The organism is Chitinilyticum aquatile DSM 21506 (assembly GCF_000430805.1).
Lineage (GTDB): Bacteria > Pseudomonadota > Gammaproteobacteria > Burkholderiales > Chitinibacteraceae > Chitinilyticum > Chitinilyticum aquatile.
In genome coordinates this window covers 76,926-100,195 of record NZ_AUMS01000001.1, presented here as the reverse complement: position 1 = coordinate 100,195, position 23,270 = coordinate 76,926, and the positions used below count along the sequence as shown (strand labels likewise).

The following is a 23,270-nucleotide window of genomic DNA, read 5'->3' as shown; positions in this document are numbered from 1 at the left end:
ATGCAGCCTGCGTATGCGGGTTTAGTTCTGGACTGCCTCAGCCTGGACAAAAATCGGCTTGGCACCTTCGGTAACCACCGCCTCGGGGACGGATACCTTTGCCACATCCTGCATGGCCGGCAGTTCATACATGGTATCGAGCAAAGTCTGCTCCATTATCGAACGCAAGCCGCGGGCACCGGTCTTGCGCTCCATGGCCTTGCGTGCGATGGCCTTCAGCGTCTCCGGCGGCATATCCAGAATCACATCTTCCATTTCGAAGAGCTTCTGGTACTGCTTCACCAGTGCATTTTTCGGCTCGGTCAGAATGGAAACCAGTGCCTCCTCGTCCAGCTCCTCAAGCGTTGCCACCACAGGCAGGCGACCCACGAATTCCGGAATCAGACCAAAGCGGATCAGGTCATCCGGCTCGACATCATGCAGCAGATGGGCTGTGCTGGCCGCCTCATCCTTGCTGACCACCTCGGCACCAAAGCCGATACCGCCTTTCACTGAGCGATTGCGGATGATCTTGTTCAGACCTTCGAATGCGCCGCCGCAAATGAACAGGATATTTGTCGTATCAACCTGCGGCATATCCTGATTCGGATGCTTGCGACCGCCATGCGGGGGAACGGATGCCACTGTCCCTTCGATCAGTTTCAGCAAGGCCTGCTGCACACCCTCACCCGACACATCGCGCGTGATCGAAGGGTTTTCAGACTTGCGGGCGATTTTGTCGATTTCATCGATATAGATAATGCCGCGCTGCGCCTTTTCGACGTCGTGATCGCACTGGGCCAGCAGCTTGGCGACGATGTGTTCGACATCCTCACCCACATAGCCAGCCTCGGTCAGTGTAGTAGCATCGGCCATCACGAAAGGCACATCCAGCATGCGGGCCATAGTTTGCGCCAGCAGGGTCTTGCCCGAACCGGTTGGGCCAATGAGCAGAATATTGGACTTGGAAAGCTCGACGCCATCCTCATCCTTGCCCTTGCCTTTGGTGGAGAGACGCTTGTAATGGTTGTAGACCGCCACGGCCAGGATTTTCTTTGCCCGTTCCTGTCCGATTACGTACTGATCGAGCACGTCACGGATTTCGGTCGGCAGCGGCAATTTCTTGCCTGACGGCGTTTGAGCCGGCGCATCGCCCAGCTGAGCGATTTCATCCTTCAGAATATCGTTGCACAGCTCGATGCACTCATTGCAGATAAACACCTGCGGGCCGGCAACCAGCTTGACGACTTCATGCTGGCTTTTACCGCAGAAGGAGCAATACAGGAGTTTGTCGCTGTTTTTGTCGGACATGATGCAAATCACCCATGCCCGCCGCACTGGCGGGCTTCAAGAAACAAACGCCGCCAGAAAGTGCTGGCGGCGTGCTGGCTTCACAACCGGAATCAGGCCGGCTGACCGCCGCGAGATACCAGTACCTCGTCGATCAGACCGTAGGCCTTGGCTTCGGCTGCGGAAAGGAAATTGTCACGATCGGTGTCGCGCTCAATGGTTTCTACCGGTTGTCCGGTATGCTTGGCCAGCAATTCATTCAGCTGGCGCTTGGTTTTGATCAGTTCCTTGGCATGGATTTCGATATCCGATGCCTGACCGGCCAGCCCGCCGATCAGCGGCTGGTGGATCATGATGCGCGAATTGGGCAGCGCGAAGCGTTTGCCTTCCGCGCCCCCGGCCAGCAAGAACGCCCCCATGGAGGCCGCCATGCCGATGCACAGGGTAGACACATTGGGCTTGATGAACTGCATGGTGTCATAAATCGACATCCCTGCCGTTACTGAGCCGCCCGGCGAATTGATATACAGATGAATATCCTTGTCCGGGTTTTCGGATTCCAGGAACAGCAGCTGGGCAACCACGAGGTTGGCGGTCTGGTCATTGACCGGACCGACCAGGAAAACGACCCGCTCTTTCAGTAGGCGCGAGTAGATATCGTAAGAGCGCTCACCACGCCCGCTCTGCTCGACGACCATCGGGATATACCCGAGATTTTGCGGATCGAATTCCATTGATTACCTCGTAATAATTGTCAGATTAGCCTTGCTGGCCCATCAGTTCCTCGAAGCCGACGGCTTCTTCGGCAACCTTGGCACGAGCAAGAACAAACTCAACTACATTGTCTTCCAGCGCCATGGATTCCGGACCGGCCAGACGCTGGGCGTCCTGGTAGTACCAGGCAACGACTTCGGCCGGGTCTTCGTAGTTCTGCGCCAGATCTTCAATGATGGCCTTGATCTGCTCCGGCTTGGCAACCAGCTCGTTGGCTCTGACCAGCTCGGCGAGAGCCAGACCCAGATGCACGCGGCGACGGGCCTGCGCTTCGAAGAATTGCGGGTTGAACGGAACCAACTTGGGGTCGATACCGCGCTGTTTCAAGTCAGCCTTGGCACCTTCAACCAGACGGCCGATCTCCAGACCAATCAATGCCTTCGGCAGTTCGGTCGGAGTCACTTCCATCAGCGCGCTCATGACGTTTTCCTTGGCACGGGCTTTCAGGCGGAAACGTACTTCGCGCTCCAGATTGCCACGGACTTCGGCGCGCATCTTGTCCAGATCGCCATCTTCGATACCCAGGCTCTTGGCAAATTCTGCGTTCAATTCCGGCAGCTTGGCTTCGGCTACATTCTTGACAGTGATCGCGAATACGGCAGTCTTGCCGGCCACGTCCTTGCCATGATAATCCTCAGGGAAGGCTACGCTCACATCCTTGGTCTCGCCTTCCTTCATGCCGATCACGCCCTGCTCGAAGCCCGGCAACATCTGGCCCTTGCCGATCAGGAAAGCGTAATTTTCGGCCTTGCCGCCGTCAAAGGCTTCACCGTCAATTGTGCCGGCAAAATCAACGATCACGCGATCGCCATCGGCAGCAGCGCGCTCAACGCGCTCATAACGGGTACGCTGGCGACGCAGGATTTCGACGGTCTTTTCCACTTCGGCGTCAGAAATTTCGAGTACCGGCTTCTTGACTTCAACGGCAGACAGATCACCGATCTGCACTTCCGGATAAACTTCGAAGGTTGCCACGAATTCGAACAGGTCCTCCGCAGCCTCGCCTTCCTTCGGCTCGAAACGCGGATAGCCGGCAACCTGCAGCTTCTGCTCGGTCACAGCCTCGGCAAAAGCACGCTCGACGGTCTCACCCAGCACTTCTTCCTGAACACGGAAACCGTATTGTTGCGACACGATGCTCAGCGGCGCCTTGCCCGGACGGAAACCGTCGATCTTGGCGGTCTTGGCGACACGCTTGAGGCGGCCATCAACCTGCTTGGCGATTTCGGCACGCGGTACCGCGATGGCAAAACGGCGCTCGAGGCCGGCCAGAGTTTCCAATTGTGCTTGCATTTCTATTTGATCCTCGAACAGTGAACCGGCCACACCGGGCAACCGGACATATCACCACAGGCTATGGTTTTTGAATGAATTCTGGTGCGCGAGGGGGGACTCGAACCCCCACACCTTGCGGCGCTGGAACCTAAATCCAGTGCGTCTACCAATTTCGCCACCCGCGCAGATTGGGCGTCAGCCATATGGGCCAACATAAACAAGCCAGCGATTATAGGGTAAAGCCACAGGGAAAAACAAACCCCCTGCGGCAAACAGACTGCACGGGGCTTGGCGGGACAAGTGCCGGCTCGCTATACTTTGCCGACCGACCAACCCACTACGGGCTCGCCGCACGCCCCGGCAGGACTGACCTCATGAAGAAAATCGAAGCCATCATCAAGCCGTTCAAACTCGACGAAGTCCGCGAATCGCTGTCAGAACTCGGCATTTCCGGCCTGACCGTCACCGAAGTCAAGGGCTTCGGGCGTCAGAAAGGGCACACCGAACTGTATCGCGGCGCCGAGTATGTCGTGGATTTCCTGCCGAAGGCCAAGATCGAAGTCGTGATCAGCGACGACAAGGTCGACGCGGCAATCGAAGCCATCATCAAGGCGGCCCACACCGGCAAGATCGGCGACGGCAAGATTTTTGTCACCCCGGTCGAACACGTTGTACGCATCCGCACCGGCGAAACCAACGACGAAGCGGTCTGAACCAGCCAGCAGCCCCGTCCAGCCCGCTATGGCGGGCTTTTTCTTGCCTGCAAGCCGCCCAACAAGCCAATACCCACCACCCCATCAGGCCACAACCATTTTCAATGTAGTAGCTACAGGCAAATACCCGAACTTAGACAATACAGTTCTGCGGACTTCCCTGCAAAAAGCCCGTGATATTGTCAAGCAATTGCCCAGCCAGTCTGCCCATGGTTTCCTGACTCCCCCAGGCCATGTGCGGCGTGACAATCAGATTGGGCAGGCCGTCATCCAGCAAGGGACTGCCATGTCGTGGCGGCTCCTCGGTCAAGACGTCAACCCCCGCACCAGCCAGGGCACCGGCCTTCAGAGCTGCCAGCAACGCGACTTCATCAACCAGCCCGCCGCGCGAGGTATTGATCAGGATGCATGAGGACTTCAAGAGCGCCAGTTCGGGCGCACCGATGACATTGCGGGTCGCGGGGGTGAGCGGGCAATGCAGGCTCAGCACGTCCGCCTGCGCCAGCGCTGCCGCAAATTCGGTGTAACCGGTGCGAACCGTTGTGGCCTGCCTGTGCTCGGCCCAGACAATGCGCATGCCGAACGCTTCCGCCAGCCTCGCCGTCGCAAGGCCAAGCGCACCCCGCCCCAGCAGCACCAGCGTACTGCCCGCCAGATCATGCATGGGCGCGCCGAAATAGCAGAACCCCGGCGCCCGCTGCCATTCCCCCGCCAGTACATCACGCCGATAGGCAAGCAATTGCCGCCTGAGTGCAAGCATCAGCATCAGGGCATGCTCGGGCACACCAGCCACCGCATAATCGCGGACATTGCAGACCGTCACTCCCCGTGCGCGGCAGGCAGCAAGATCTACCATATTGTAACCGGTGGCCGCGACGGCGACCAGCTTCAGCAAGGGAGCACCGGCCAGCACCGCCTCTGTTATCGGCACCTTGTTGCTGATGCAGACCGTGGCAGTTGCCAGCCGTCCGGCTGCCTCCGCTTCGGTGCTGGCCGCGTACTCGACCCAGCGGTGCGGGACAGCGAGAGGAGGCAGGGACAGAGGCAGCGTGGCGCGGTCGAGAAAAACCACTTCGGGCAATGCAGCAGCCATGGGTTTGTTTCCTGTAGCAGGCGGGGCTGATCGCCCTATCAGTTGCCCATACGCTGGGGCAGCATGCGGATGGCTTCGGCGTTCGACGGCGAAAAAACCAGCTCGGCCGCCTGCTGCCAGGGCAGCCAGCGATACTGCCGGTGCTCGCGCGGGGAAAGCGTAACGGCCAACGGTCCGGGCACTTCCAGACTGAACACGTGCTCGGTATTTACCGTCACCCCCGGCGCATAGCGATGCCGCCAGATTTCATAGATTTCGAAATCGGACGAATAAGCCCAGTCGCGCAGGATGCCGACATCACGGGCAATCCCGGTTTCCTCGCCCACTTCGCGGCGGGCGGTATCCAGCAATGCCTCGCTGCCTTCGCGGCTACCCGTCACGCTCTGCCAGGCATCGTTGAAATCGGTGCGCTCCAGCAGCAGAACCTGCAGGTCGGGCGTATGCACCAGCACCAGGACGGAAATCGGTTGTTTGAAGTTCATCGGCGCATTATACAATTGCGCCATGGACTCTCAATGCCCCGCCCCATTTCCGGCCGGCTTTGCCGATACGGTGCGCAGCCAGTTTCCGCTGCTGCAGCAGAACCCCGACCTGGTCTACCTCGACAGCGCGGCCAGCAGCCAGAAACCGCAGTACGTACTGGACACCGAGCAGGCGTTCTACACCAGCAGCTACGCCAACGTGCATCGCGGCAGCTATGCGCTGGCCAGCGCAGCCACCGAGGCATTCGAAAATGCGCGCACAGCAGTGGCGGCCTTCCTGAATGTGGCAAGCGATGAAATCGTGTTCACGCGCGGCACCACCGAGGCCATCAACCTCGTCGCGCACAGCTGGGGCAGCACCCTGCGCCCGGGCGACGAAATCCTGGTCAGCACACTGGAACACCACGCCAATATCGTTCCGTGGCAACTGCTGGCGCAACGCTCGGGAGCGGTCATCCGGCCCATCCCGCTCGACCAAGCAGGGCAGATCGATCTGGCCGCCTTTCATTCCCTGCTCGGCCCGCGCACACGCCTGCTGGCGATCACGCAGGCCGCCAATGCCACCGGCACACGACCACCGCTCGCCGCAATGATTGCCGCTGCGCATGCGGCTGGCGCGCTCGTGCTGGTCGACGGCGCACAGGGCGTAGCTCACGGCAAACCCGACCTCGCCGCCCTGGGCGCTGATTTCTATGCCTTCTCCGGACACAAGCTGTTTGGCCCCACCGGCATCGGCGTACTGTTCGGGCGACGGGACTTGCTGGCGCACATGCCGCCCTGGCAAGGCGGCGGCGAAATGATTGCCAGCGTCAGTTTTGCCGGCAGCAGCTTCGCGGCACCGCCGCAGCGCTTCGAAGCCGGTACGCCACCCATTGCCCAGGCCGTTGGTCTGGCTGCCGCACTGCGCTGGCTCGGTACGCTGGACGCAGACGCGCTGGCTGCGCACGAAGCATTCCTGCACAGCCGGCTGGAACATGGCCTGCAGCAGCTGCGCGGCGTGCGCATCCTTGCCGGCAACACACCCCGCGCACCGATTACCGCACTGCACTTCGATAAAGCCCATGCCTTCGACGTTGCGCAACTTCTGGATGCGCGGCAGATTGCCGTGCGAGTTGGCCAGCACTGCGCGCAGCCGCTGCTGGCCCATTTCGGCATCAGCAGCTCGCTGCGCATTTCGCTGGCCGCGTACAACACGCCGGACGACGTCGACCGCTGTCTCGCCGCACTGGACGAAACCCTGGACATCCTGGCATGAACGACGCATTCCCCGACCACCCCTTCGGCACACGCATCAGCCGTGACGAACTGACCGGGCGCCTGGCGCACGCCACCGGCTGGGAAGCCAAGAATCGCCTGCTCGTCCAGCTGGGGCGTGATCTGCCTGACTGGCCCGCCGATGCGCGTACCGATGATCGCCTCGTCAGCGGCTGCGAAAGCCGCGTCTGGCTCGCGATCAGCCGGCAAGGCAGCACTTTCGCGCTCAGTGCCGACAGCGATTCGCGCATCATAAAGGGCCTGCTGGCACTGGTACTGACCGCCTTCCACGGCCGCAGCGCAAACGAAATCGCCACTTTCGACCTGGAACACTGGATCGGCGAACTCGGATTATTGCGCTTCCTTTCAGCATCACGCGGCAACGGCCTGCGCGCCATCGTCCTGAAAATTCGCGAGATAGCATCAATACAGCAGTAGGTATATACGCGTAGCCATTACGCCAAAATGGCTTCAAACACATACCCTAATGACCATCACACTGCATTGGTGTTTTCACGAATTGTCAGCAATCAATAGTCAGCGCATGCTCGGCAAAGACCAACTGACAAGGACTTGACCATGCGCCTGCCCAACCTCCTGTGCAGCATGCTGCTCGCCTGCGGCATCGTAGCCACTCCGGCCCTGGCCGCCGACAAGGTACTGAATGTCGGCACCGACGCGACCTTTGCGCCCTTTGAAATGCTGAACGACAAGCGCGAAGTCATCGGCTTCGACGCCGAACTGATCCAGGCCATCGCCAGCAAGGCTGGACTGAAGGTCAAGCTCGTCAACACCCCATGGGAAGGACTGTTTGCCGGCCTGAACAATGGCGACCGCGACATCGTGATTGCCGCCGTGACCATCACGCCGGAGCGCAAGCAGAGCATGGACTTCTCCGAACCCTATTTCGAAGCCAAGCAACTGATCGTGATCCCGGGCAGCAGCAAGATCGGCAGTCTCGCGGAGCTGAAGGGCAAGAAGATCGGCGTGCAGACCGGCACCACGGGTGACAGTGTCGCCCAGAAGGCATTCGGCAAGACCAGCCCCGACATTCGCCGCTTCGAGAGCATTCCACTGGCACTGACCGAACTGAAAAACGGTGGCGTGCAGGCCGTGATCGCCGACAATGGCGTGGTACGCAATTATCTGGTCAACAACCCGAACCTGCAGTTCCGCACCATTGACGACACCAGCTTCGGCAAGGAGTACTACGGCATCGCCGTCAAGAAAGGCAACAAGGCATTGCTGGACAAGCTGAACCAGGGCTTGGCCGGCATCCGCGCCGACGGCACCTACGCCAAGATCAACGCCAAGTACTTCGGCAAGTAAGCTCGCACGCGCTTGCCCTGGCTGAAGGGGAGGCAGGAAGCTATGCTGAACGGTAACCTGCTCCCCTCCGGCCACTTGCCATGCAAAAAGATCTCGATCCGGCCCAGACCGAAGCCCTACTGAAAAACCTGGTCATACCGCCGCGGCCCTCCATCCTGCAGGCGCTGGACCGGGCCCGCCAGCCGGAAGAGCCGGATTTCGAACTGATCGGCCATCTGATCAGCAGCGACCTCACCCTGTCCGCCGCCGTCCTCAAAACCATCAACTCGCCACTGTTCCGGCGCCCTAACAAAATCGCCTCGGTACATCATGCCTTGCAGCTGCTCGGCCTGAACAATGTCTGCAATATCGTCGAGGGCCTGGCCCTGACCCATGTGATGCCCAAGCACTCGGAACGGCACCCCGACCCGCTTTGGGAAAGCGCCAACCGCATCGCCACCATCAGCGCCTATCTGTCGACCTCGGTCCACGGCATTACAGAAGACGAAGCACACACGTTCGGTATGTTCCACAATTGCGGACAGGCCTTGCTGGCGGCCCGGTTCAAGAACTACCGCGACACAATCAGCCGCGGCGAGCGCATGGCACGCAGCGAATTCATCGCCTTTGAAAATTCGCGCCACAACACGAGCCATACAGTGGTCGGCTACCTGCTGGCCCGCGCCTGGCTACTACCCGAGCACATGGCGCTGGCGATTCTCAATCATCACGACTACGGCATTTTCGACCAGCCCGAGGACGGAGAGTGGCAGCATGCCTGCACCCTGATCGCGCTAGCCAGTCTCTCTGAGCACATCTACAAGATGTTCGTGAAGCAGTTCGAGCACATCGAATGGCGCCATATCGAGCCCAAACTGCTGCGTCATCTGGCACTTGAACTCGAAGAATACGAGGACATGGTCGACGCCGTGCATGACATGCTGGCGCAAGGCTGAACGCAAGGAACACTCTGCGGTAGAATGGGCAGATGCCCGATCCATCCTGCTTCCATTGTTGCGAACCCGTTCCCGGGCCAGCCAGCTTCCCCGTCAGATTCCGCGGCAGCGAGCACCCCTGTTGCTGCGCCGGTTGCCAGGCAGTCGCCCGGACCATCATCGACAGCGGACTGGAACGCTATTACGACGACCGCACCGATACAGCCACGCCCGCAACACCCATACCTGCCGAGCTGCTTGCCCAGTTGCGCCTGTATGATGACGAGCAATTGCAGGACAGCTTTGTCAACGCAGCCAGCGAAGAAAGCCGGGAAGCACACCTGCTGCTGGAGGGAATTACCTGCGCGGCCTGCATCTGGCTGAACGAACAGCACATCAGCCGTCTTCCCGGCGTGCTTGCCGTGTCCATCAACTACAGCACTCACCGCGCGCGCGTGCGCTGGGATCCGGCCCGAATCAAACTGTCAGCGATTCTGGAAGCCATCACCGTCATTGGCTACCGGGCCCACCCTTATGATCACGCCAAGGCCGAAGAAGCCTGGAACAAGCGCAACAAACAGGCACAATTCCGCCTCTGGACTGCCGGCCTGTCGATGATGCAGGTCATGATGTTTGCGGTCCCCGTTTACCTGGCTCCGGCCGGCGAAATCGCACCTGAATGGCTCAGCCTGCTCAACTGGGCCAGCATGCTGCTGACCTTGCCTGTCGTCCTGTATTCCAGCTGGCCCTTCTATGAATCGGCCTGGCGCGACCTCAAGCGCCGCCGCGCCGGCATGGATTTGCCCGTCACGATAGGCGTCCTGGCAGCATTCGTTGCCAGCCTGCACTCGCTCTGGCAGGGGCACGGCGAAGTCTATTTCGATTCGGTGAGCATGTTCGTCTTCCTGCTGCTGGGAGGACGCTATCTCGAAATGCGCGCACGGCACCGTGCCGGCGCTGCCACCGAGCAACTGGTCAAGCTCATCCCGGCATTTACGCATAAGCTGTCCGGAAGTGGCGCAGAACAGCAGCTGGAAGAATATCCCGTCAGCAAGCTGGCGGTGGGCGATCTGGTCGTCTGCCGCCCGGGAGAAATCATCCCTGTCGACGGTCTTGTCGTCGACGGAAAGAGCGAAGTGGACGAAGCCCTGCTCTCAGGCGAAAGCACACCGATCCAGAAACAGGCCGGCGATGCGGTCACCGGAGGCGCCAGCAACCTGCGCTCGCCGCTGACCATTCGCGTCACACAGATCGGCGAGCACACCCGCCTTGCCTCCATCGTGCGACTACTGGATGCCGCCATGCAGCATAAACCGCAGCTGGCACAGCTTGCGGACCGTATCGCCGGCTGGTTTGTACTGGCCCTGCTGCTGATCGCCGGAGCCACCTGGTGGTACTGGCAGATGCACGACCCAGCACACGCCCTGCCGATTACCGTGGCGGTTCTGGTGATCTCCTGCCCTTGCGCGCTGTCTCTGGCCACACCTGCGGCACTGGTTGCCGCCACCGGACACCTGGCACACCTTGGCATTCTGAGTCATCGACCGGACAGCCTGGAAGATGCAGCACAGATCACCGACATCGTCTTCGACAAAACCGGAACGCTGACCATCGGCCAACCCGGCCTGCGCGCGATAATCCCTTTCGAGGCTACAGCAGCCGAAGCGAGCCGGATTGCGGCCGCCCTCGAAGCCAGCTCGAACCACCCGCTTGCCCACGCCTTGAAATTGCCGGACACCACACCGGCCAGTGACGTCGAGTACCACCCAGGCGGCGGAATGACCGGCACGGTTGCCGGTCAGCGCTATTTTATCGGCAACCCGGGCTTCATCGCCGCGCAATGCCCGAATGCACAAGCCCGCCCCTTGCCGCAAAACAGCCGGGAAACGCTGCTCGTACTGGCGCGGGAAGATGCATGGCTGGCCGCGCTATTGCTGGGCGACACATTGCGGGATGATGCGCATGAGATGGTCAGCACACTGACCGCCGCTGGCTTCACACTGCACCTGCTTTCAGGCGACCATCCGGATGCTGTCATGCATGTGGCCGACACTCTTGGCATCAAACAGGCCACCGGACAGGCATCGCCAGAGCAGAAACTAGACTATGTGCAAAAACTGCAGGCCGGTGGACGAAAAGTCATGATGCTGGGTGACGGCATCAATGATGCACCTGTGCTTGCTGCTGCGCATGTTTCGGTTGCGATGGGCTGCGGAGTGGACATCAGCCATGCAGCAGGCGACATGGTACTTCTGAACAACCGACTGAATGGTATTCCACGCCTGCTTGCCCTTGCCGGCAAGACCCGCGCGATCATCCGGCAGAACCTGGCATGGGCACTGGCTTACAATATTGCAGCCATTCCGCTGGCGGCAAGCGGTTTTGTCACCCCCTGGCTTGCCAGTGCCGGCATGGCAGCAAGCTCCCTCCTCGTCGTCTGCAACGCACTGCGTCTCGCGGCATCCGGCAGAATCAGGAAATAATTCATGGAAAGCCTCTACCTGTTGATCCCGCTTTCTGTTCTGCTGGTGTTTCTCATCGGGCTGATATTCTGGTGGTCGGTACGCAGCGGGCAGTTCGACGATCTGGAAGGCCCCGGATGGCGCGTCCTGCAGGATGACGACAAGAGTGTTGCCGACCGCGCGAATGAAGAAAAAACACCTGACTGATAAACGGTGGAAGGGTACAATTCGCGCCACACAGACGATGCCTGCTTGATCAGCATCAATTGACCCTAGAAAAATCAGGGATATAGTCCCGCAGGCGGTTGTTGCGCCAAGCACAGGCGCAGCCCTCGCTTAAAATAGCTGACCGGAATCCTGCACGGGGTACCAGGCCGGCAATAAAAATCACCAAAGCAAGCCTTCCAAAACCTTACAAAATACCGCAGGGTTTCTGGAGATCAATCGGAGCGCTCTTATGGAAAACCAAGCCACATACAATTACCACGTGGTGCGGCAATTCTCGATCATGACCGTGATCTGGGGGATTGTCGGAATGCTGGTTGGCGTCATCTGTGCTGCACAGATGTACTGGCCGGAACTGAACATCGGACCTTATCTGCACTTCGGGCGCCTGCGTCCACTGCACACTAACGCGGTCATTTTCGCGTTCGGTGGCTGTGCACTGTTTGCCACGTCCTACTACGTCGTACAACGCACCTGCAATACCCGCCTCTTCTGTGACAAGCTCGCCGCCTTCACGTTCTGGGGCTGGCAACTCGTCATCGTGCTTGCCGCAATCACCCTGCCACTGGGCTTTACCTCGGGCAAGGAATACGCCGAGCTCGAATGGCCAATCGACATCCTGATCACCATCGTATGGGTAGCCTACGCGGTCGTCTTTTTCGGCACGATTGCCAAGCGCAAGGTTCAGCACATCTATGTGGCCAACTGGTTCTTCGCTGCATTCATTCTGGCGGTCGCACTGCTGCACATCGTAAACAGCCTGGCCGTTCCGGTTACCCTCACCAAGTCCTACTCCGTCTACGCCGGCGCTGTCGACGCGATGGTGCAGTGGTGGTATGGCCACAATGCTGTTGGCTTCTTCCTGACCGCAGCATTCCTGGGCATGATGTACTACTTCGTTCCGAAGCAGGCAGGCCGCCCGGTCTACTCCTATCGCCTGTCGGTCGTGCACTTCTGGGCGCTGATCTTCACCTACATGTGGGCCGGCCCGCACCACCTGCACTATACCGCCCTGCCTGACTGGACCCAGTCGCTCGGCATGGTCTTCTCGCTGATTCTGCTGGCGCCGAGCTGGGGTGGCATGATCAACGGCATCATGACCCTGTCCGGTGCATGGCACAAACTGCGCAGCGATCCGATTCTGAAGTTCCTGATCACCGCGCTGTCCTTCTACGGCATGTCGACCTTTGAAGGCCCGATGATGTCGATCAAGACCGTCAATGCCCTGTCGCACTATACCGACTGGACGGTTGGCCACGTGCATTCCGGCGCACTGGGATGGGTTGCCATGGTCTCCATCGGCTCGATCTACTACCTGATTCCGCGCCTGTTTAACCGCGAGCAAATGCATTCGATCAAGCTGATCGAAGCCCACTTCTGGCTGGCCACCGTCGGCGTAGTGCTCTACATCGCTTCGATGTGGATCGCCGGTGTGACGCAGGGTCTGATGTGGCGCGCAGTCAATGCGGATGGCACCCTGATGTACGCATTCATCGATGCGGTGAAGGCTTCCTATCCGTACTACCTCATCCGCTTCCTGGGTGGCGCGATCTTCCTCTCCGGCATGTTCCTGATGCTGTACAACGTGCTGCGTACCGCATTTGACGGCAAGGCTGTCGATGCGCAGATTCCGGCCATTGCGGCTCACGCTCACTGATTGGGGAGATAAAAATAATGGAAAAAATCCAGAAACTGATTGAAGAAAACGTCGCATGGCTGATCGTGCTGACATTCCTGACCATCAGCGTGGCAATGCTGGTAGAAATCCTGCCGCTGATGTTCAGCAAGTCGGCCACCCAGCCCATCGAAGGCGTGAAGCCGTACTCGGCACTGCAACTCGCCGGCCGTGACATCTACATCCGTGAAGGCTGCTACAACTGCCACTCGCAGATGATTCGCCCGTTCCGCGCGGAAACCGAGCGTTATGGCCACTACTCGGTCGGCGGTGAGTCCGTGTATGACCACCCCTTCCAGTGGGGCTCCAAGCGCACCGGCCCGGATCTGGCCCGCGTAGGCGGCCGCTACTCGAACGAGTGGCACTACGCTCACCTGATGAATCCGCGTGACGTGGTCCCCGAGTCCAATATGCCTGCCTTCCCGTGGCTGGCTGCAAATCTGGTCGATGCCGAAGTGATGCCGCAGAAAATGGCAGCACTGCGCAAGGTTGGTGTTCCCTACAGCGATGAAGAAATCGCCGGCGCCAGCAAGGCGGTTGAAGGCAAGACAGAGATGGATGCGGTCATTGCATACCTGCAAGGTCTTGGACTTGCGCTGAAAAACAAAAGATAACAGGTGGAATGGCTATGCAGAACGACATGCGCATCATCGTGACCATCCTGGGCTTCCTGTGCTTCTTGGCAATCTGCCTGTGGGCGTTCAGCAAGCGCAGGAAATCGGCATTCGATGAAATAGCACAGGACGTCATCGCGGACGATGACACTCCGTCGTCACGCTCGCAATCCTGATCCTGCACGGAGAATAAGAATGGACTTTACTAGCGGCTTCTGGCCGGTATACATCCTTGTCATGGTGGTTCTCTCGCTGGCATTCGTGCTGGTGGTGTTGGTCACCCAGACCAAAATGAAGATCAAGAAAGGTGAAAAGGTCGAAGTCACCGGCCACAAGTGGGACGGGGACCTCGAGGAATACAACAACCCGCTGCCGGGCTGGTGGGTTGTCATGTTCTACATGACCATCATCTTTGCAATTGGCTATCTCTTCATGTACCCGGGCTCCGGCGTATCCCAGGGCAAGTTCGGCTGGTCGTCCCAGGGGCAGCATGCCAAGGAAATGGCCGAGGCCAACAAGCAGTTCGGCCCGATCTACGCCGAATTCGGGAAGACCCCGATTCCGGAACTGGCGAAGAACGAGAAAGCCGAAATTCTGGGCAAGCGCCTCTTCATGACCTACTGCATCCAGTGTCATGGTGCCGATGCTCGCGGCGCCAAGGGCTACCCAAACCTCACTGACACGACCTGGTTGTGGGGCGGTTCTCCGGAGAAGATCACCGAAACCATCGCCAATGGCCGCGTCAACCAGATGCCCGCATTCGGGGCAATCCTGGGTGAAGAGAAAGTGCGTGACGTTGCCAACTATGTGCTGAAAATTTCCGGCAACAAGTTCAACGAAGCGCGCGCCACGCGTGGCGAGGTCATTTTCAAGACCGCACAGCCGCTGGCCTGCGCCAGCTGCCATGGCGCGGAAGGCAAGGGTAACCCGGAATCGGGCATCCCGAACCTGACCGACAAGGATTGGCTGTTCGATGTTTCGGAATCCACCATTGTTGAAACCATCACCAACGGCCGTCAGAACCAGATGCCGGCCTGGAAGGAATTCCTGGGTGATGACAAGGTGCATCTGCTGGCTGCTTATGTGTACGGCCTGAACGCCAAGCAAGACAAGTAATTCTCTGGCAAGACAGCAAGGCGGGCGAGGCAACTCGCCCGTTTTGCTTTGCAGATTCATGTTGCAGTATTCTTATATCATTTAATAGTATATATTTATGTAATATATACTGACGCCATGCCTCACCCCGGCATGCAGGGAGACGATGATGAGCAACAAGCTGAAGGATATTCCCGTCAAGGTGGTCGACGTTCGCGAGGACGGCGAAGTTGAAGAAATCAGCCTGTACGCGAAGCACAAAAAGCTGTATCCGCGCTGGATCAACGGCTTCTTCAACAAGTGGCGGATTTTCTTTGTTCTCGCTACCCAGCTGTTCTTCTACGGCATGCCGTGGCTGGAAATTCATGGTCGCCAGGCACTGCTCTTCAATCTGGTCGAACGCAAATTCTATATTTTCGGCCTGGTCCTGCTGCCGCAGGATTTCATCTACCTCACAGCCCTCCTCCTCCTCTCTGCGCTGGGTCTCTTTGTCTGGACAGCCATTGGCGGCCGACTCTGGTGTGGCTACGCCTGTCCGCAGACCGTCTACACCGAGATTTTCCTCTGGATAGAAAAATGGGTGGAAGGAGATCGTGCCGCCCGCATCAAGCTCGACAACGGCCCGCTCAACGCCCGCAAGCTTCGTCTGAAAACCACCAAGCATGCGCTGTGGCTGCTGCTGGCACTGTGGACGGGGTTTACCTTTGTCGGCTTTTTCACGCCTATCCGCGAACTGGCCGGCTCGGTCGGCGCGATGACGCTGGGCCCCTGGGAAACCTTCTGGATCCTGTTCTATGGTTTTGCCACTTACGGCAATGCTGGCTGGATGCGCGAGCAGGTCTGCAAGTACATGTGCCCGTATGCCCGCTTCCAGAGCGCCATGTTCGACAAGGACACGCTGATCATCAGCTATGACGCCGAGCGTGGCGAACCGCGTGGCAGCCGCAAGAAAGGCAGCGACTACAAGGCACAAGGTCTTGGCGAGTGCATCGACTGCACCATGTGCGTGCAGGTCTGCCCGGTCGGCATCGACATTCGCAACGGACTGCAGTATGAATGCATCGGCTGTGCAGCCTGTATCGATGCCTGTGACGAAGTGATGGACAAGGTCGGCTATCCCCGCGGACTGGTCCGTTACACCACGGAAAATGCCCTGCAGCACAAATACGCCGAGCAGGACATCATCAAGCACTTGCGGCGCCCGCGCGTCATTCTGTATGGCCTCATCCTAACGGTCGTGTTTGCCGCGATGGTAACCTCGCTGGTGCTGCGCAAGCCCGTCAAGGTCAATGTCAATCGAGATCGCGTGGCACTGGTCCGCGTCGACAGCAATGGCTGGCTGGAAAACTCCTATCGTGTCCAGATCCAGAACGCATCGGAGAAAGAGCGCAAGTTCGTCATCCGGGCGGATGGACTGCCGGGCATCAAGGTTGTTGCCGAGAAAAAAGGCGTACTGCATCTGCAACCAACCGAGACCAACGATGTCGGAGTACGCATCCTGGTTGCCCCGGAACACGCCGGGCCCGGCAGCCATCCGTTCGTCATCACGGTTACCGCCGAGGATGACCCCTCCATCAGCACGAAGGAAAAGGCCACCTTCATTGGCCGTTAAAACATGGAAAAACAGTCACTCCCCTGGTACCGGCATGCACATGTCTGGCTGCTGATCGCCCTGCCACTGACCGCGGTTCTTGCCAGCATCTTCCTGATCCTGCAGGCGACCAACTCCTTTGACGGACTGGTAGCCGATGACTATTACAAGGCCGGACAGGAAATCAACAAGGAACTGAAACGCGACCAGGCGGCCAGTGCGCTGGGCCTGACTGCGCAGGTGATGCTGGCTGCCGATGGCAAGAGCATCCGCGTAGTGTTCAATTCCCCGGTCAAGGGGCCGCTGCAGCTGAAGCTGCTGCATCCGACACAGGCCGGCTACGACCACATCCTGTCCCTGCAGTCGCAGGGCGGGCCGCTCTGGTTTGCTCCGCTGGACCGTCCGCTGGAAAGCCCGCGCTGGAAGGTGGAACTGGCCGACGCCCAGCAGCAGTGGCGCCTCACCGGCAACTGGCAGCCCAACCGCAGCGAAACGGTCGAACTCGGGATGGAGCACAAGGCGAAATAAGCCCTGCAGTTTGCGCGGCTGCAAATCCACCTGCAGCCGCATCTCCATTCGATCTGTGAACGCTGAGTGGCAATGTGAATAGTTATTGCTGAATCAACGAAGCCTGCTGGCATAATGTCCTGCCCTTGCCCAGCGGTGCGCCATGTCAGTATCCCAGATCCAGCAACTCAGTTTCAAAGCGCTCCTTTTTCCACTTGCGCTCGTTTTATACGAATTTGCCACCTACATCGGCAACGACATGATCCTGCCGGGCATGCCGGCTGTGGTGCATGAATTCGGTGCGGCAAGCAGCCTGGTTCCGACCGGCATGTCGGCCTATCTGGCCGGTGGCGTTGCCCTGCAATGGCTCCTGGGCCCCCTTTCGGACCGCATTGGTCGCCGCCCCGTCATGCTTGCGGGTGCCGCCATCTTCATTGCCAGCTGCCTGCTGATCCTGCTGAGCAACTCGATTGCCAGCTTCCTGCTGCTGCGCTTCATCCAGGGCTTTGGCCTGTGCTATCTGATGGCCGTCGGTTACGCCGCCATCCAGGAAGCGTTCACGGAGGTCACCGCCATCCGAGTGACCGCCCTGATGGCCAATGTCGCGCTCATTTCGCCACTGATCGGGCCGCTGGCCGGTGCGGTCATCATCGAGTATTGCGACTGGCGCTGGGTGTTCGTATCCATCGCAGCGGTCGCCAGCCTCGGTCTTGCCGGGCTTTATCTTGCCATGCCGGAAACCTCGCCGCGCCTGAAGACACCGCTCAATCTGGCCGCGCTCTGGCAGGATTACAGCGGCGTCTACCGCAACCGGCATTTTCTGGCCGGAGCACTGGCCCTCACCACGGCCGGCCTGCCGCTGCTCGCCTGGCTGGGACAGTCGCCGGTCATTCTCATGCAGGACCGGCTCTTCTCGGCGCTGGATTTCGGTCTCTGGCAGATTCCGGTCTTTGCAGGGCTGATTATGGGCAACATCGTGCTGGCCACGCTGGTCAGCCGCATGCCCCTCACGCGACTGCTGTGGCTGGGCATGGCGCCGCTGTGCAGCGGTTTATGCGGGGTGGCGCTGGCAAGCTGGCTACTGCCAGGCAGCACCGCATTGCTGGTCGGCAGCTTTGCCCTTTACGCGCTCGGCTGCGGCATTTCCTCGGCCGGCCTCTATCGCCTGGTGCTGTTTGCCAGCCCCGCCAGCAAGGGAACCGTCGCCGCCGCACTGGGCATGCTGTCGATGCTGGGCTATACACTGGGGATCGAAATCGCCAAGCTCGGCTATGCACTGGCCGGCATTGGCGGCTTTGCAATGCTCACGCTGCTGTGCGCACCGGCCACCGTGGCCCTGTTGCGCTACTTCCTGCACAGCGCACCTGCCGTCGCAGCCACGACCATGGAGAACTGAGATGACACAAACCATTACGCTTGCCGGCGGCTGCTTCTGGTGCATCGAGGCCGTATATCAACGCATCCAAGGTGTAGAAAGGGCTGTATCCGGATACATGGGCGGGCATAGGGCTCACCCGAGCTACGAGCAGGTTTGCACCGGCGTATCCGGCCACGCCGAAGTCGTCCGCATCGACTATGACCCGCAGCAGATCAGCCTTTCGGAACTGCTCGACGTGTTTTTCACCATCCACGATCCGACCACGCTCAACCGGCAGGGCAATGACGTCGGCAGCCAGTACCGCTCCGGCATCTACTGGCACTCACCGGAGCAGGAAGCCGACGTGCGCGCAGCGCTGGCGCGCTGGCAGGCGCACTTTGCCCGCCCCATCGTCACCGAATTGCTGCCCGCCAGCACCTTCTGGCCAGCCGAGACCGGGCATCAGGACTATTTCAACCAGCACCCGGCGCAGCCCTATTGCGTGGCCATCATCGCCCCCAAGCTGCGCAAGCTCTACGAACATTTCCCGGAACAGGCCCGCATCTGAAAATCAGGCGTGGCGGCGCCAGCGCGGCCACGGCTATAATCGCGGTTTTCCCTTATCAACTGACCGCCGATGTCGCCGCGCCTGTCCGAACTGCACCCCTACCCGTTCCAGAAACTGCGTCAGCTGTTTGTGGGCCTCACCGCCCCTGCAGGCCTTGGCCACATCAATCTGTCGATCGGTGAACCCAAGCACCCGACACCCGAATTCATCAAGGATGCGCTGGTCGCCAATTTTGCCGGGCTGTCCGCCTATCCGGCTACCCAAGGCTCGGACGATCTGCGCAGCAGCATCAGCGACTGGATCGCCCAGCGCTACGGCATTACGGCGCCGAACCCGGCTTCTGAGGTCCTGCCGGTGAACGGCAGCCGCGAGGCACTGTTTGCCTTTGCGCAGGCCGTGATCAACACCGACGTGGCCTACAAGCCCGTGGTACTCTCGCCTAACCCCTTCTACCAGATCTACGAAGGTGCGGCACTCCTGGCTGGCGCCGAGCCCTGGTATGTGAACTGCACCGCCGAAACCGCCTTCCAGCCGGACTGGGACAGCGTCCCCGAAGACGTCTGGGCACGCACGCAACTGGTTTACGTCTGCAGCCCGGGCAACCCGACCGGCGCCGTCGCCAAGCTGGCTGACTGGGAACGATTGTTTGCCCTATCTGATCGCTATGGCTTCGTGATCGCAAGCGACGAGTGCTATTCCGAAATCTATTTCGGCAACGACAAACCGCTGGGCGGGCTGGAAGCGGCTGCCAAGCTGGGTCGCAGCAGCGAGCGTCTGGTCATGTTCTCCTCGCTGTCGAAGCGTTCCAACGTGCCGGGCCTGCGCTCCGGTTTCGTCGCCGGGGACGCGAAAATCCTCGAGCAATTCCTGCTCTATCGCACCTACCATGGCTGCGCGATGAGCCCAACCGTACAGGCCGCCAGCGCCGCGGCGTGGCGCGATGAAGCGCACGTGCTGGATAATCGCAAACAGTACACCGCCAAATTCCAGGCCGTAACCACCAAGCTGGCCAGCGTGCTCGATGTATCGCTGCCCGATGCCGCCTTCTACCTGTGGGCGAAAGTGCCGGGCGGCGACGATCTGGCCTTTGCCAAACGCCTGTTTACCGAAGCGCACATTACTGTTCTGCCCGGGTCTTACCTCGCGCGTGAAGCCCATGGTGTGAACCCGGGCGCCGGCTACATCCGCATTGCGCTGGTTGCGCCACTGGCAGAGTGCATCGAAGGTGCCGAGCGCATCGTCGCGCTGTTGCGGAGCTGATACTCAATACCCGATCACCCATCAGGCCGGAGCCCTTTCATTCAATTGGCTGCATGGCAATACCCTATTAATACCCCATTAATCAAACCGACCATCAGGACCATTACCCATGAGCAACCTGCAACAAGTCATCGAAACCGCGTTTGAAAACCGCGCCGACATCAACCCGGGCAATGTGTCGCCGGAACTGCGCGACGCCATCAATGAAGTCATCATCGGCCTGGATCGCGGCCAGTATCGCGTCGCCGAAAAAATCGACGGCAACTGGCACACTCATCAGTGGCTGAAAAAGGCGGTACTGCTGTCCTTCCGCATCAACGACAATGTCGTGATGGCCGGTGGTTGCACCCAGTATTTCGACAAGGTACCGAGCAAATTCGCCGATTACACCGAGGCTGATTTCCGCGCTGGCGGCTTCCGTGTCGTGCCGAACGCCATCGCCCGCCGCGGTTCCTTCATTGCCAAGAATGCCGTACTGATGCCGTCCTACGTCAACATCGGCGCCTATGTTGACGAAGGCACCATGGTCGACACCTGGGCCACTGTTGGCTCCTGCGCGCAGATCGGCAAGAACGTGCACCTCTCCGGTGGCGTGGGCATCGGCGGCGTACTCGAACCGCTGCAGGCCGGCCCGACCATCATCGAAGACAACTGCTTCATCGGCGCCCGCTCCGAAGTCGTCGAAGGGGTGATCGTCGAGGAAGGCTCGGTGATCTCGATGGGCGTGTACATCGGCCAGTCCACCCGCATCTACGACCGCGAAACCGGCGAAGTGAGCTACGGCCGCATTCCGGCTGGCTCGGTCGTGGTCTCCGGCAACCTGCCGTCCGCGGATGGCAGCTACAGCCTCTACTGCGCCGTGATCGTGAAGAAGGTTGATGCCAAAACCCGCAGCAAGGTTGGCATCAACGAACTGCTGCGCGGTATCTGATCGAAAATAGCCTGCCATGTATCATGGCCGTAGCCCTCTGATATAAAGGGCTGCAAAGCAATACCCCAAGCCCGGCTCTGCCGGGCTTTTGCATTGGCGCAGGACGAAAAAAAACCCGGGTCGCGAACGAGCCGGGTTTACCAATTACATCTACAAAGGAGAAACTATCAAGACACCAATTCAGCATCCCAATAGTAAGCAATTTACCTTACAAGCCCGCTTTTGTCAAACGGATCAAGACATTGCCGCCAGCAGCCACAGGCTTGGAGCGGAAGGTTATAATGCGCGCTTCCGCCCATGACAGACCCGATTCCATGTACCTGCCCGATCCCCGCCAGTACCCCCGAGTCAACCCGCAGAATCCGGTCATCCGGGCGCTGATGAGCTACCTGACCGAAAAAGATGCAACAGCCGCCACGGAAAAACGTGCAGGGCTGGCCATGCTGATTGACGAGCTGCTGCAGAACCATGACCACCCTGCACTCAATGCTGCGCTCACGCAGGCCCCGTCGCAGGATGCCTGGCTGGCGCTGTGGCAGATCGTGTCCGACGCCGTCGAAGGCCCGGTGAGCGCCGGCAGCAAAACGGTGCCCTTTGCCATTCCGCTGATTCTGGTCGCCGGCAGCAAGAACGAAATCACCCTGCCCGGCGAGGTCGACAGCGCGGCAGTCCTGGCACTGCTGCAGGAGCATGGCATTGTCGACCGCGCGGCGACAATCAGTCTGTCCGGTGCACTGGTACACCCGGACACGCTTGCCGCAATCAATCCCGCCACCCTGCGCCAGTGGCGCGACCTGCACGACGCCAGCCAGCCCCTGTCACTTGCCGGCACACCGCTGACCTTCAAGAACGAGGGGGTGTTCCTGAGATATCTGGTCGGCGTAGCCCGCCAGGAAGCCGGCCAGCCTGCGGCAGTCAAGCTTGGTGGCCAGGTAGGCAACTGGGCCAATGCACTGGCGAAGCTGGTCGGTGATGCGCTCGCACAGGATGGCCTGACTCTTTTCCCCATCCCGCGCGTACCGCAGGGCATTCTTGCCGCCCAGGACGGTGCTCGCCAGACCCAGCTCGAAACGCGCCTGCAGGTTGCCGCCAGCAATGCGCTGCGCAGCATCCGCAGCAAGGGGCGTACGCCGGTGATCTGCATCGCCAGCCACGAACCGGCGGAAATCCGCATCACCTTCACGGCCCAGGAAGACAGCGAACGCTGGGAAGGCTATGTGTGGCCACTGGCACCGGGCGACCGTGTCGAAGCCATCCAGCAATACGCCGTCGAGCTGTTCCGGGAATGCCAGGTCAGCGATATCCGCCTGATCGACGGCGTACAGCCAGACAAGGATGTCGACGGCCTGCCCTTCTTCGTGACCGCGCATACCAGCCCGCAAGTACTGCAATAAGAGGAATCGGGCGGGCCGGATTTTCGGCCAGCAGCACGCGCCGGGCAGGACCCAGGGCGTGCTGTTTACTGGCAAAATCAGCGGCCAATTACCTTGCTTTCCATACTTTCTTCCCGGCTGCGCCGGGAAAAACAGACCACAGGCTGTTTACACTGCCTGCCAAGCCGCCGGAGCCTGCAATGAGCTACTTCAAATACCATGTTTTCTTCTGCCAGAACCAGCGCGCAGAAGGCGAATCCTGTTGCAACAATTGCGGCGCCAGCGACATGCAGGCGTATGCCAAGGACCGGGTCAAGGCGCTTGGCCTCAATGGCGCGGGCAAAGTGCGGGTCAACAAGGCCGGCTGCCTGGACCGTTGCGATGATGGCCCGGTGCTCGTGATTTATCCGGAAGAAACCTGGTACACCTATGTGGACAAGGATGACATCGACGAAATCATCGACAGCCACCTGGTCAACGGCAAGGTTGTCGAGCGGCTGAAGGTGTGA

The 23,270-nt window shown here is 59.8% G+C and carries 24 protein-coding genes and 1 tRNA gene; 19 read left to right on the top strand and 6 right to left on the bottom strand.

Annotation, left to right across the window (positions count from 1 at the left end; translation table 11 throughout):
• Nucleotides 1-21 precede the first annotated feature (21 nt).
• The 4 genes from clpX to H559_RS0100495 all read right to left on the bottom strand — a co-directional run bounded on the left by clpX (nucleotide 22) and on the right by H559_RS0100495 (nucleotide 3,503).
• Nucleotides 22-1,290, bottom strand: a complete 1,269-nt coding sequence (gene clpX / locus H559_RS0100510; protein WP_028451055.1) for an ATP-dependent Clp protease ATP-binding subunit ClpX — start codon at nucleotides 1,288-1,290, stop codon at nucleotides 22-24.
• A gap of 92 nt (nucleotides 1,291-1,382) precedes the next feature.
• Nucleotides 1,383-2,003 (bottom strand): ATP-dependent Clp endopeptidase proteolytic subunit ClpP, encoded by a 621-nt coding sequence (gene clpP / locus H559_RS0100505; RefSeq protein WP_028451054.1) that lies wholly within the window; start codon nucleotides 2,001-2,003, stop codon nucleotides 1,383-1,385.
• Nucleotides 2,004-2,028: 25 nt separating this feature from the next.
• Complete coding sequence (gene tig, locus H559_RS0100500) at nucleotides 2,029-3,336, bottom strand: trigger factor (protein ID WP_028451053.1); 1,308 nt, start codon at nucleotides 3,334-3,336, stop codon at nucleotides 2,029-2,031.
• Nucleotides 3,337-3,418: 82 nt separating this feature from the next.
• A tRNA-Leu gene (locus tag H559_RS0100495) sits at nucleotides 3,419-3,503 on the bottom strand.
• Nucleotides 3,504-3,692: 189 nt separating this feature from the next.
• Between H559_RS0100495 and H559_RS0100490 the strand changes: the two genes are divergently transcribed.
• On the top strand, nucleotides 3,693-4,031 hold the full coding sequence (locus tag H559_RS0100490; protein WP_028451052.1) for a P-II family nitrogen regulator: 339 nt from the start codon (nucleotides 3,693-3,695) through the stop codon (nucleotides 4,029-4,031).
• A 133-nt stretch (nucleotides 4,032-4,164) separates the two neighbouring features.
• On the opposite strand, the gene H559_RS0100485 is transcribed toward H559_RS0100490, so the two are convergent.
• On the bottom strand, nucleotides 4,165-5,124 hold the full coding sequence (locus H559_RS0100485) for a D-2-hydroxyacid dehydrogenase (RefSeq protein ID WP_028451051.1): 960 nt from the start codon (nucleotides 5,122-5,124) through the stop codon (nucleotides 4,165-4,167).
• Between the two features lie 38 nt (nucleotides 5,125-5,162).
• Complete coding sequence (gene nudB / locus H559_RS0100480; RefSeq protein WP_028451050.1) at nucleotides 5,163-5,606, bottom strand: dihydroneopterin triphosphate diphosphatase; 444 nt, start codon at nucleotides 5,604-5,606, stop codon at nucleotides 5,163-5,165.
• Between the two features lie 22 nt (nucleotides 5,607-5,628).
• Between nudB and H559_RS0100475 the strand changes: the two genes are divergently transcribed.
• From H559_RS0100475 to H559_RS0100390, 18 genes are all read left to right on the top strand, one after another.
• Nucleotides 5,629-6,861 carry an aminotransferase class V-fold PLP-dependent enzyme gene (locus H559_RS0100475; RefSeq protein ID WP_051278778.1) on the top strand — a complete coding sequence of 411 codons (1,233 nt, stop codon included), beginning with the start codon at nucleotides 5,629-5,631 and terminating at the stop codon, nucleotides 6,859-6,861.
• Nucleotides 6,858-7,298, top strand: a complete 441-nt coding sequence (locus H559_RS0100470; protein ID WP_028451048.1) for a SufE family protein — start codon at nucleotides 6,858-6,860, stop codon at nucleotides 7,296-7,298. Before H559_RS0100475 ends, H559_RS0100470 begins: the two co-directional genes overlap by 4 nt.
• A gap of 141 nt (nucleotides 7,299-7,439) precedes the next feature.
• On the top strand, nucleotides 7,440-8,189 hold the full coding sequence (locus tag H559_RS0100465) for a basic amino acid ABC transporter substrate-binding protein (RefSeq protein ID WP_028451047.1): 750 nt from the start codon (nucleotides 7,440-7,442) through the stop codon (nucleotides 8,187-8,189).
• Between the two features lie 80 nt (nucleotides 8,190-8,269).
• Nucleotides 8,270-9,124 carry an HDOD domain-containing protein gene (locus H559_RS0100460; protein ID WP_028451046.1) on the top strand — a complete coding sequence of 285 codons (855 nt, stop codon included), beginning with the start codon at nucleotides 8,270-8,272 and terminating at the stop codon, nucleotides 9,122-9,124.
• A 32-nt stretch (nucleotides 9,125-9,156) separates the two neighbouring features.
• Nucleotides 9,157-11,586 carry a heavy metal translocating P-type ATPase gene (locus tag H559_RS0100455; RefSeq protein WP_028451045.1) on the top strand — a complete coding sequence of 810 codons (2,430 nt, stop codon included), beginning with the start codon at nucleotides 9,157-9,159 and terminating at the stop codon, nucleotides 11,584-11,586.
• 3 nt (nucleotides 11,587-11,589) lie between these two features.
• A complete protein-coding gene (ccoS, locus tag H559_RS18225) occupies nucleotides 11,590-11,772 on the top strand; it encodes a cbb3-type cytochrome oxidase assembly protein CcoS (RefSeq protein WP_034639221.1) in 183 nt (60 codons plus the stop codon).
• Between the two features lie 250 nt (nucleotides 11,773-12,022).
• Nucleotides 12,023-13,447: a cytochrome-c oxidase, cbb3-type subunit I gene (gene ccoN, locus H559_RS0100445; protein WP_028451044.1), complete on the top strand. Its 1,425-nt coding sequence runs from the start codon at nucleotides 12,023-12,025 to the stop codon at nucleotides 13,445-13,447.
• A 17-nt stretch (nucleotides 13,448-13,464) separates the two neighbouring features.
• Nucleotides 13,465-14,079 (top strand): cytochrome-c oxidase, cbb3-type subunit II, encoded by a 615-nt coding sequence (gene ccoO / locus H559_RS0100440; protein ID WP_028451043.1) that lies wholly within the window; start codon nucleotides 13,465-13,467, stop codon nucleotides 14,077-14,079.
• A 14-nt stretch (nucleotides 14,080-14,093) separates the two neighbouring features.
• Nucleotides 14,094-14,255 (top strand): cbb3-type cytochrome oxidase subunit 3, encoded by a 162-nt coding sequence (locus H559_RS22490; protein ID WP_155845261.1) that lies wholly within the window; start codon nucleotides 14,094-14,096, stop codon nucleotides 14,253-14,255.
• Between the two features lie 19 nt (nucleotides 14,256-14,274).
• Nucleotides 14,275-15,195, top strand: a complete 921-nt coding sequence (ccoP, locus tag H559_RS0100430) for a cytochrome-c oxidase, cbb3-type subunit III (RefSeq protein ID WP_034639218.1) — start codon at nucleotides 14,275-14,277, stop codon at nucleotides 15,193-15,195.
• A gap of 148 nt (nucleotides 15,196-15,343) precedes the next feature.
• Complete coding sequence (gene ccoG, locus H559_RS0100425; RefSeq protein WP_028451041.1) at nucleotides 15,344-16,786, top strand: cytochrome c oxidase accessory protein CcoG; 1,443 nt, start codon at nucleotides 15,344-15,346, stop codon at nucleotides 16,784-16,786.
• 3 nt (nucleotides 16,787-16,789) lie between these two features.
• Nucleotides 16,790-17,293: a FixH family protein gene (locus H559_RS18220; protein WP_051278777.1), complete on the top strand. Its 504-nt coding sequence runs from the start codon at nucleotides 16,790-16,792 to the stop codon at nucleotides 17,291-17,293.
• A 142-nt stretch (nucleotides 17,294-17,435) separates the two neighbouring features.
• Nucleotides 17,436-18,668: an MFS transporter gene (locus H559_RS18215; protein ID WP_051278776.1), complete on the top strand. Its 1,233-nt coding sequence runs from the start codon at nucleotides 17,436-17,438 to the stop codon at nucleotides 18,666-18,668.
• Nucleotide 18,669: 1 nt separating this feature from the next.
• Nucleotides 18,670-19,197 carry a peptide-methionine (S)-S-oxide reductase MsrA gene (msrA, locus tag H559_RS0100410; RefSeq protein WP_028451040.1) on the top strand — a complete coding sequence of 176 codons (528 nt, stop codon included), beginning with the start codon at nucleotides 18,670-18,672 and terminating at the stop codon, nucleotides 19,195-19,197.
• Between the two features lie 69 nt (nucleotides 19,198-19,266).
• On the top strand, nucleotides 19,267-20,457 hold the full coding sequence (gene dapC / locus H559_RS0100405; protein ID WP_028451039.1) for a succinyldiaminopimelate transaminase: 1,191 nt from the start codon (nucleotides 19,267-19,269) through the stop codon (nucleotides 20,455-20,457).
• Nucleotides 20,458-20,566: 109 nt separating this feature from the next.
• Nucleotides 20,567-21,388, top strand: a complete 822-nt coding sequence (gene dapD, locus H559_RS0100400) for a 2,3,4,5-tetrahydropyridine-2,6-dicarboxylate N-succinyltransferase (protein WP_028451038.1) — start codon at nucleotides 20,567-20,569, stop codon at nucleotides 21,386-21,388.
• Nucleotides 21,389-21,669: 281 nt separating this feature from the next.
• Nucleotides 21,670-22,782: a hypothetical protein gene (locus H559_RS18210; RefSeq protein ID WP_051278775.1), complete on the top strand. Its 1,113-nt coding sequence runs from the start codon at nucleotides 21,670-21,672 to the stop codon at nucleotides 22,780-22,782.
• A 179-nt stretch (nucleotides 22,783-22,961) separates the two neighbouring features.
• Nucleotides 22,962-23,270 (top strand): (2Fe-2S) ferredoxin domain-containing protein, encoded by a 309-nt coding sequence (locus H559_RS0100390; RefSeq protein ID WP_028451037.1) that lies wholly within the window; start codon nucleotides 22,962-22,964, stop codon nucleotides 23,268-23,270.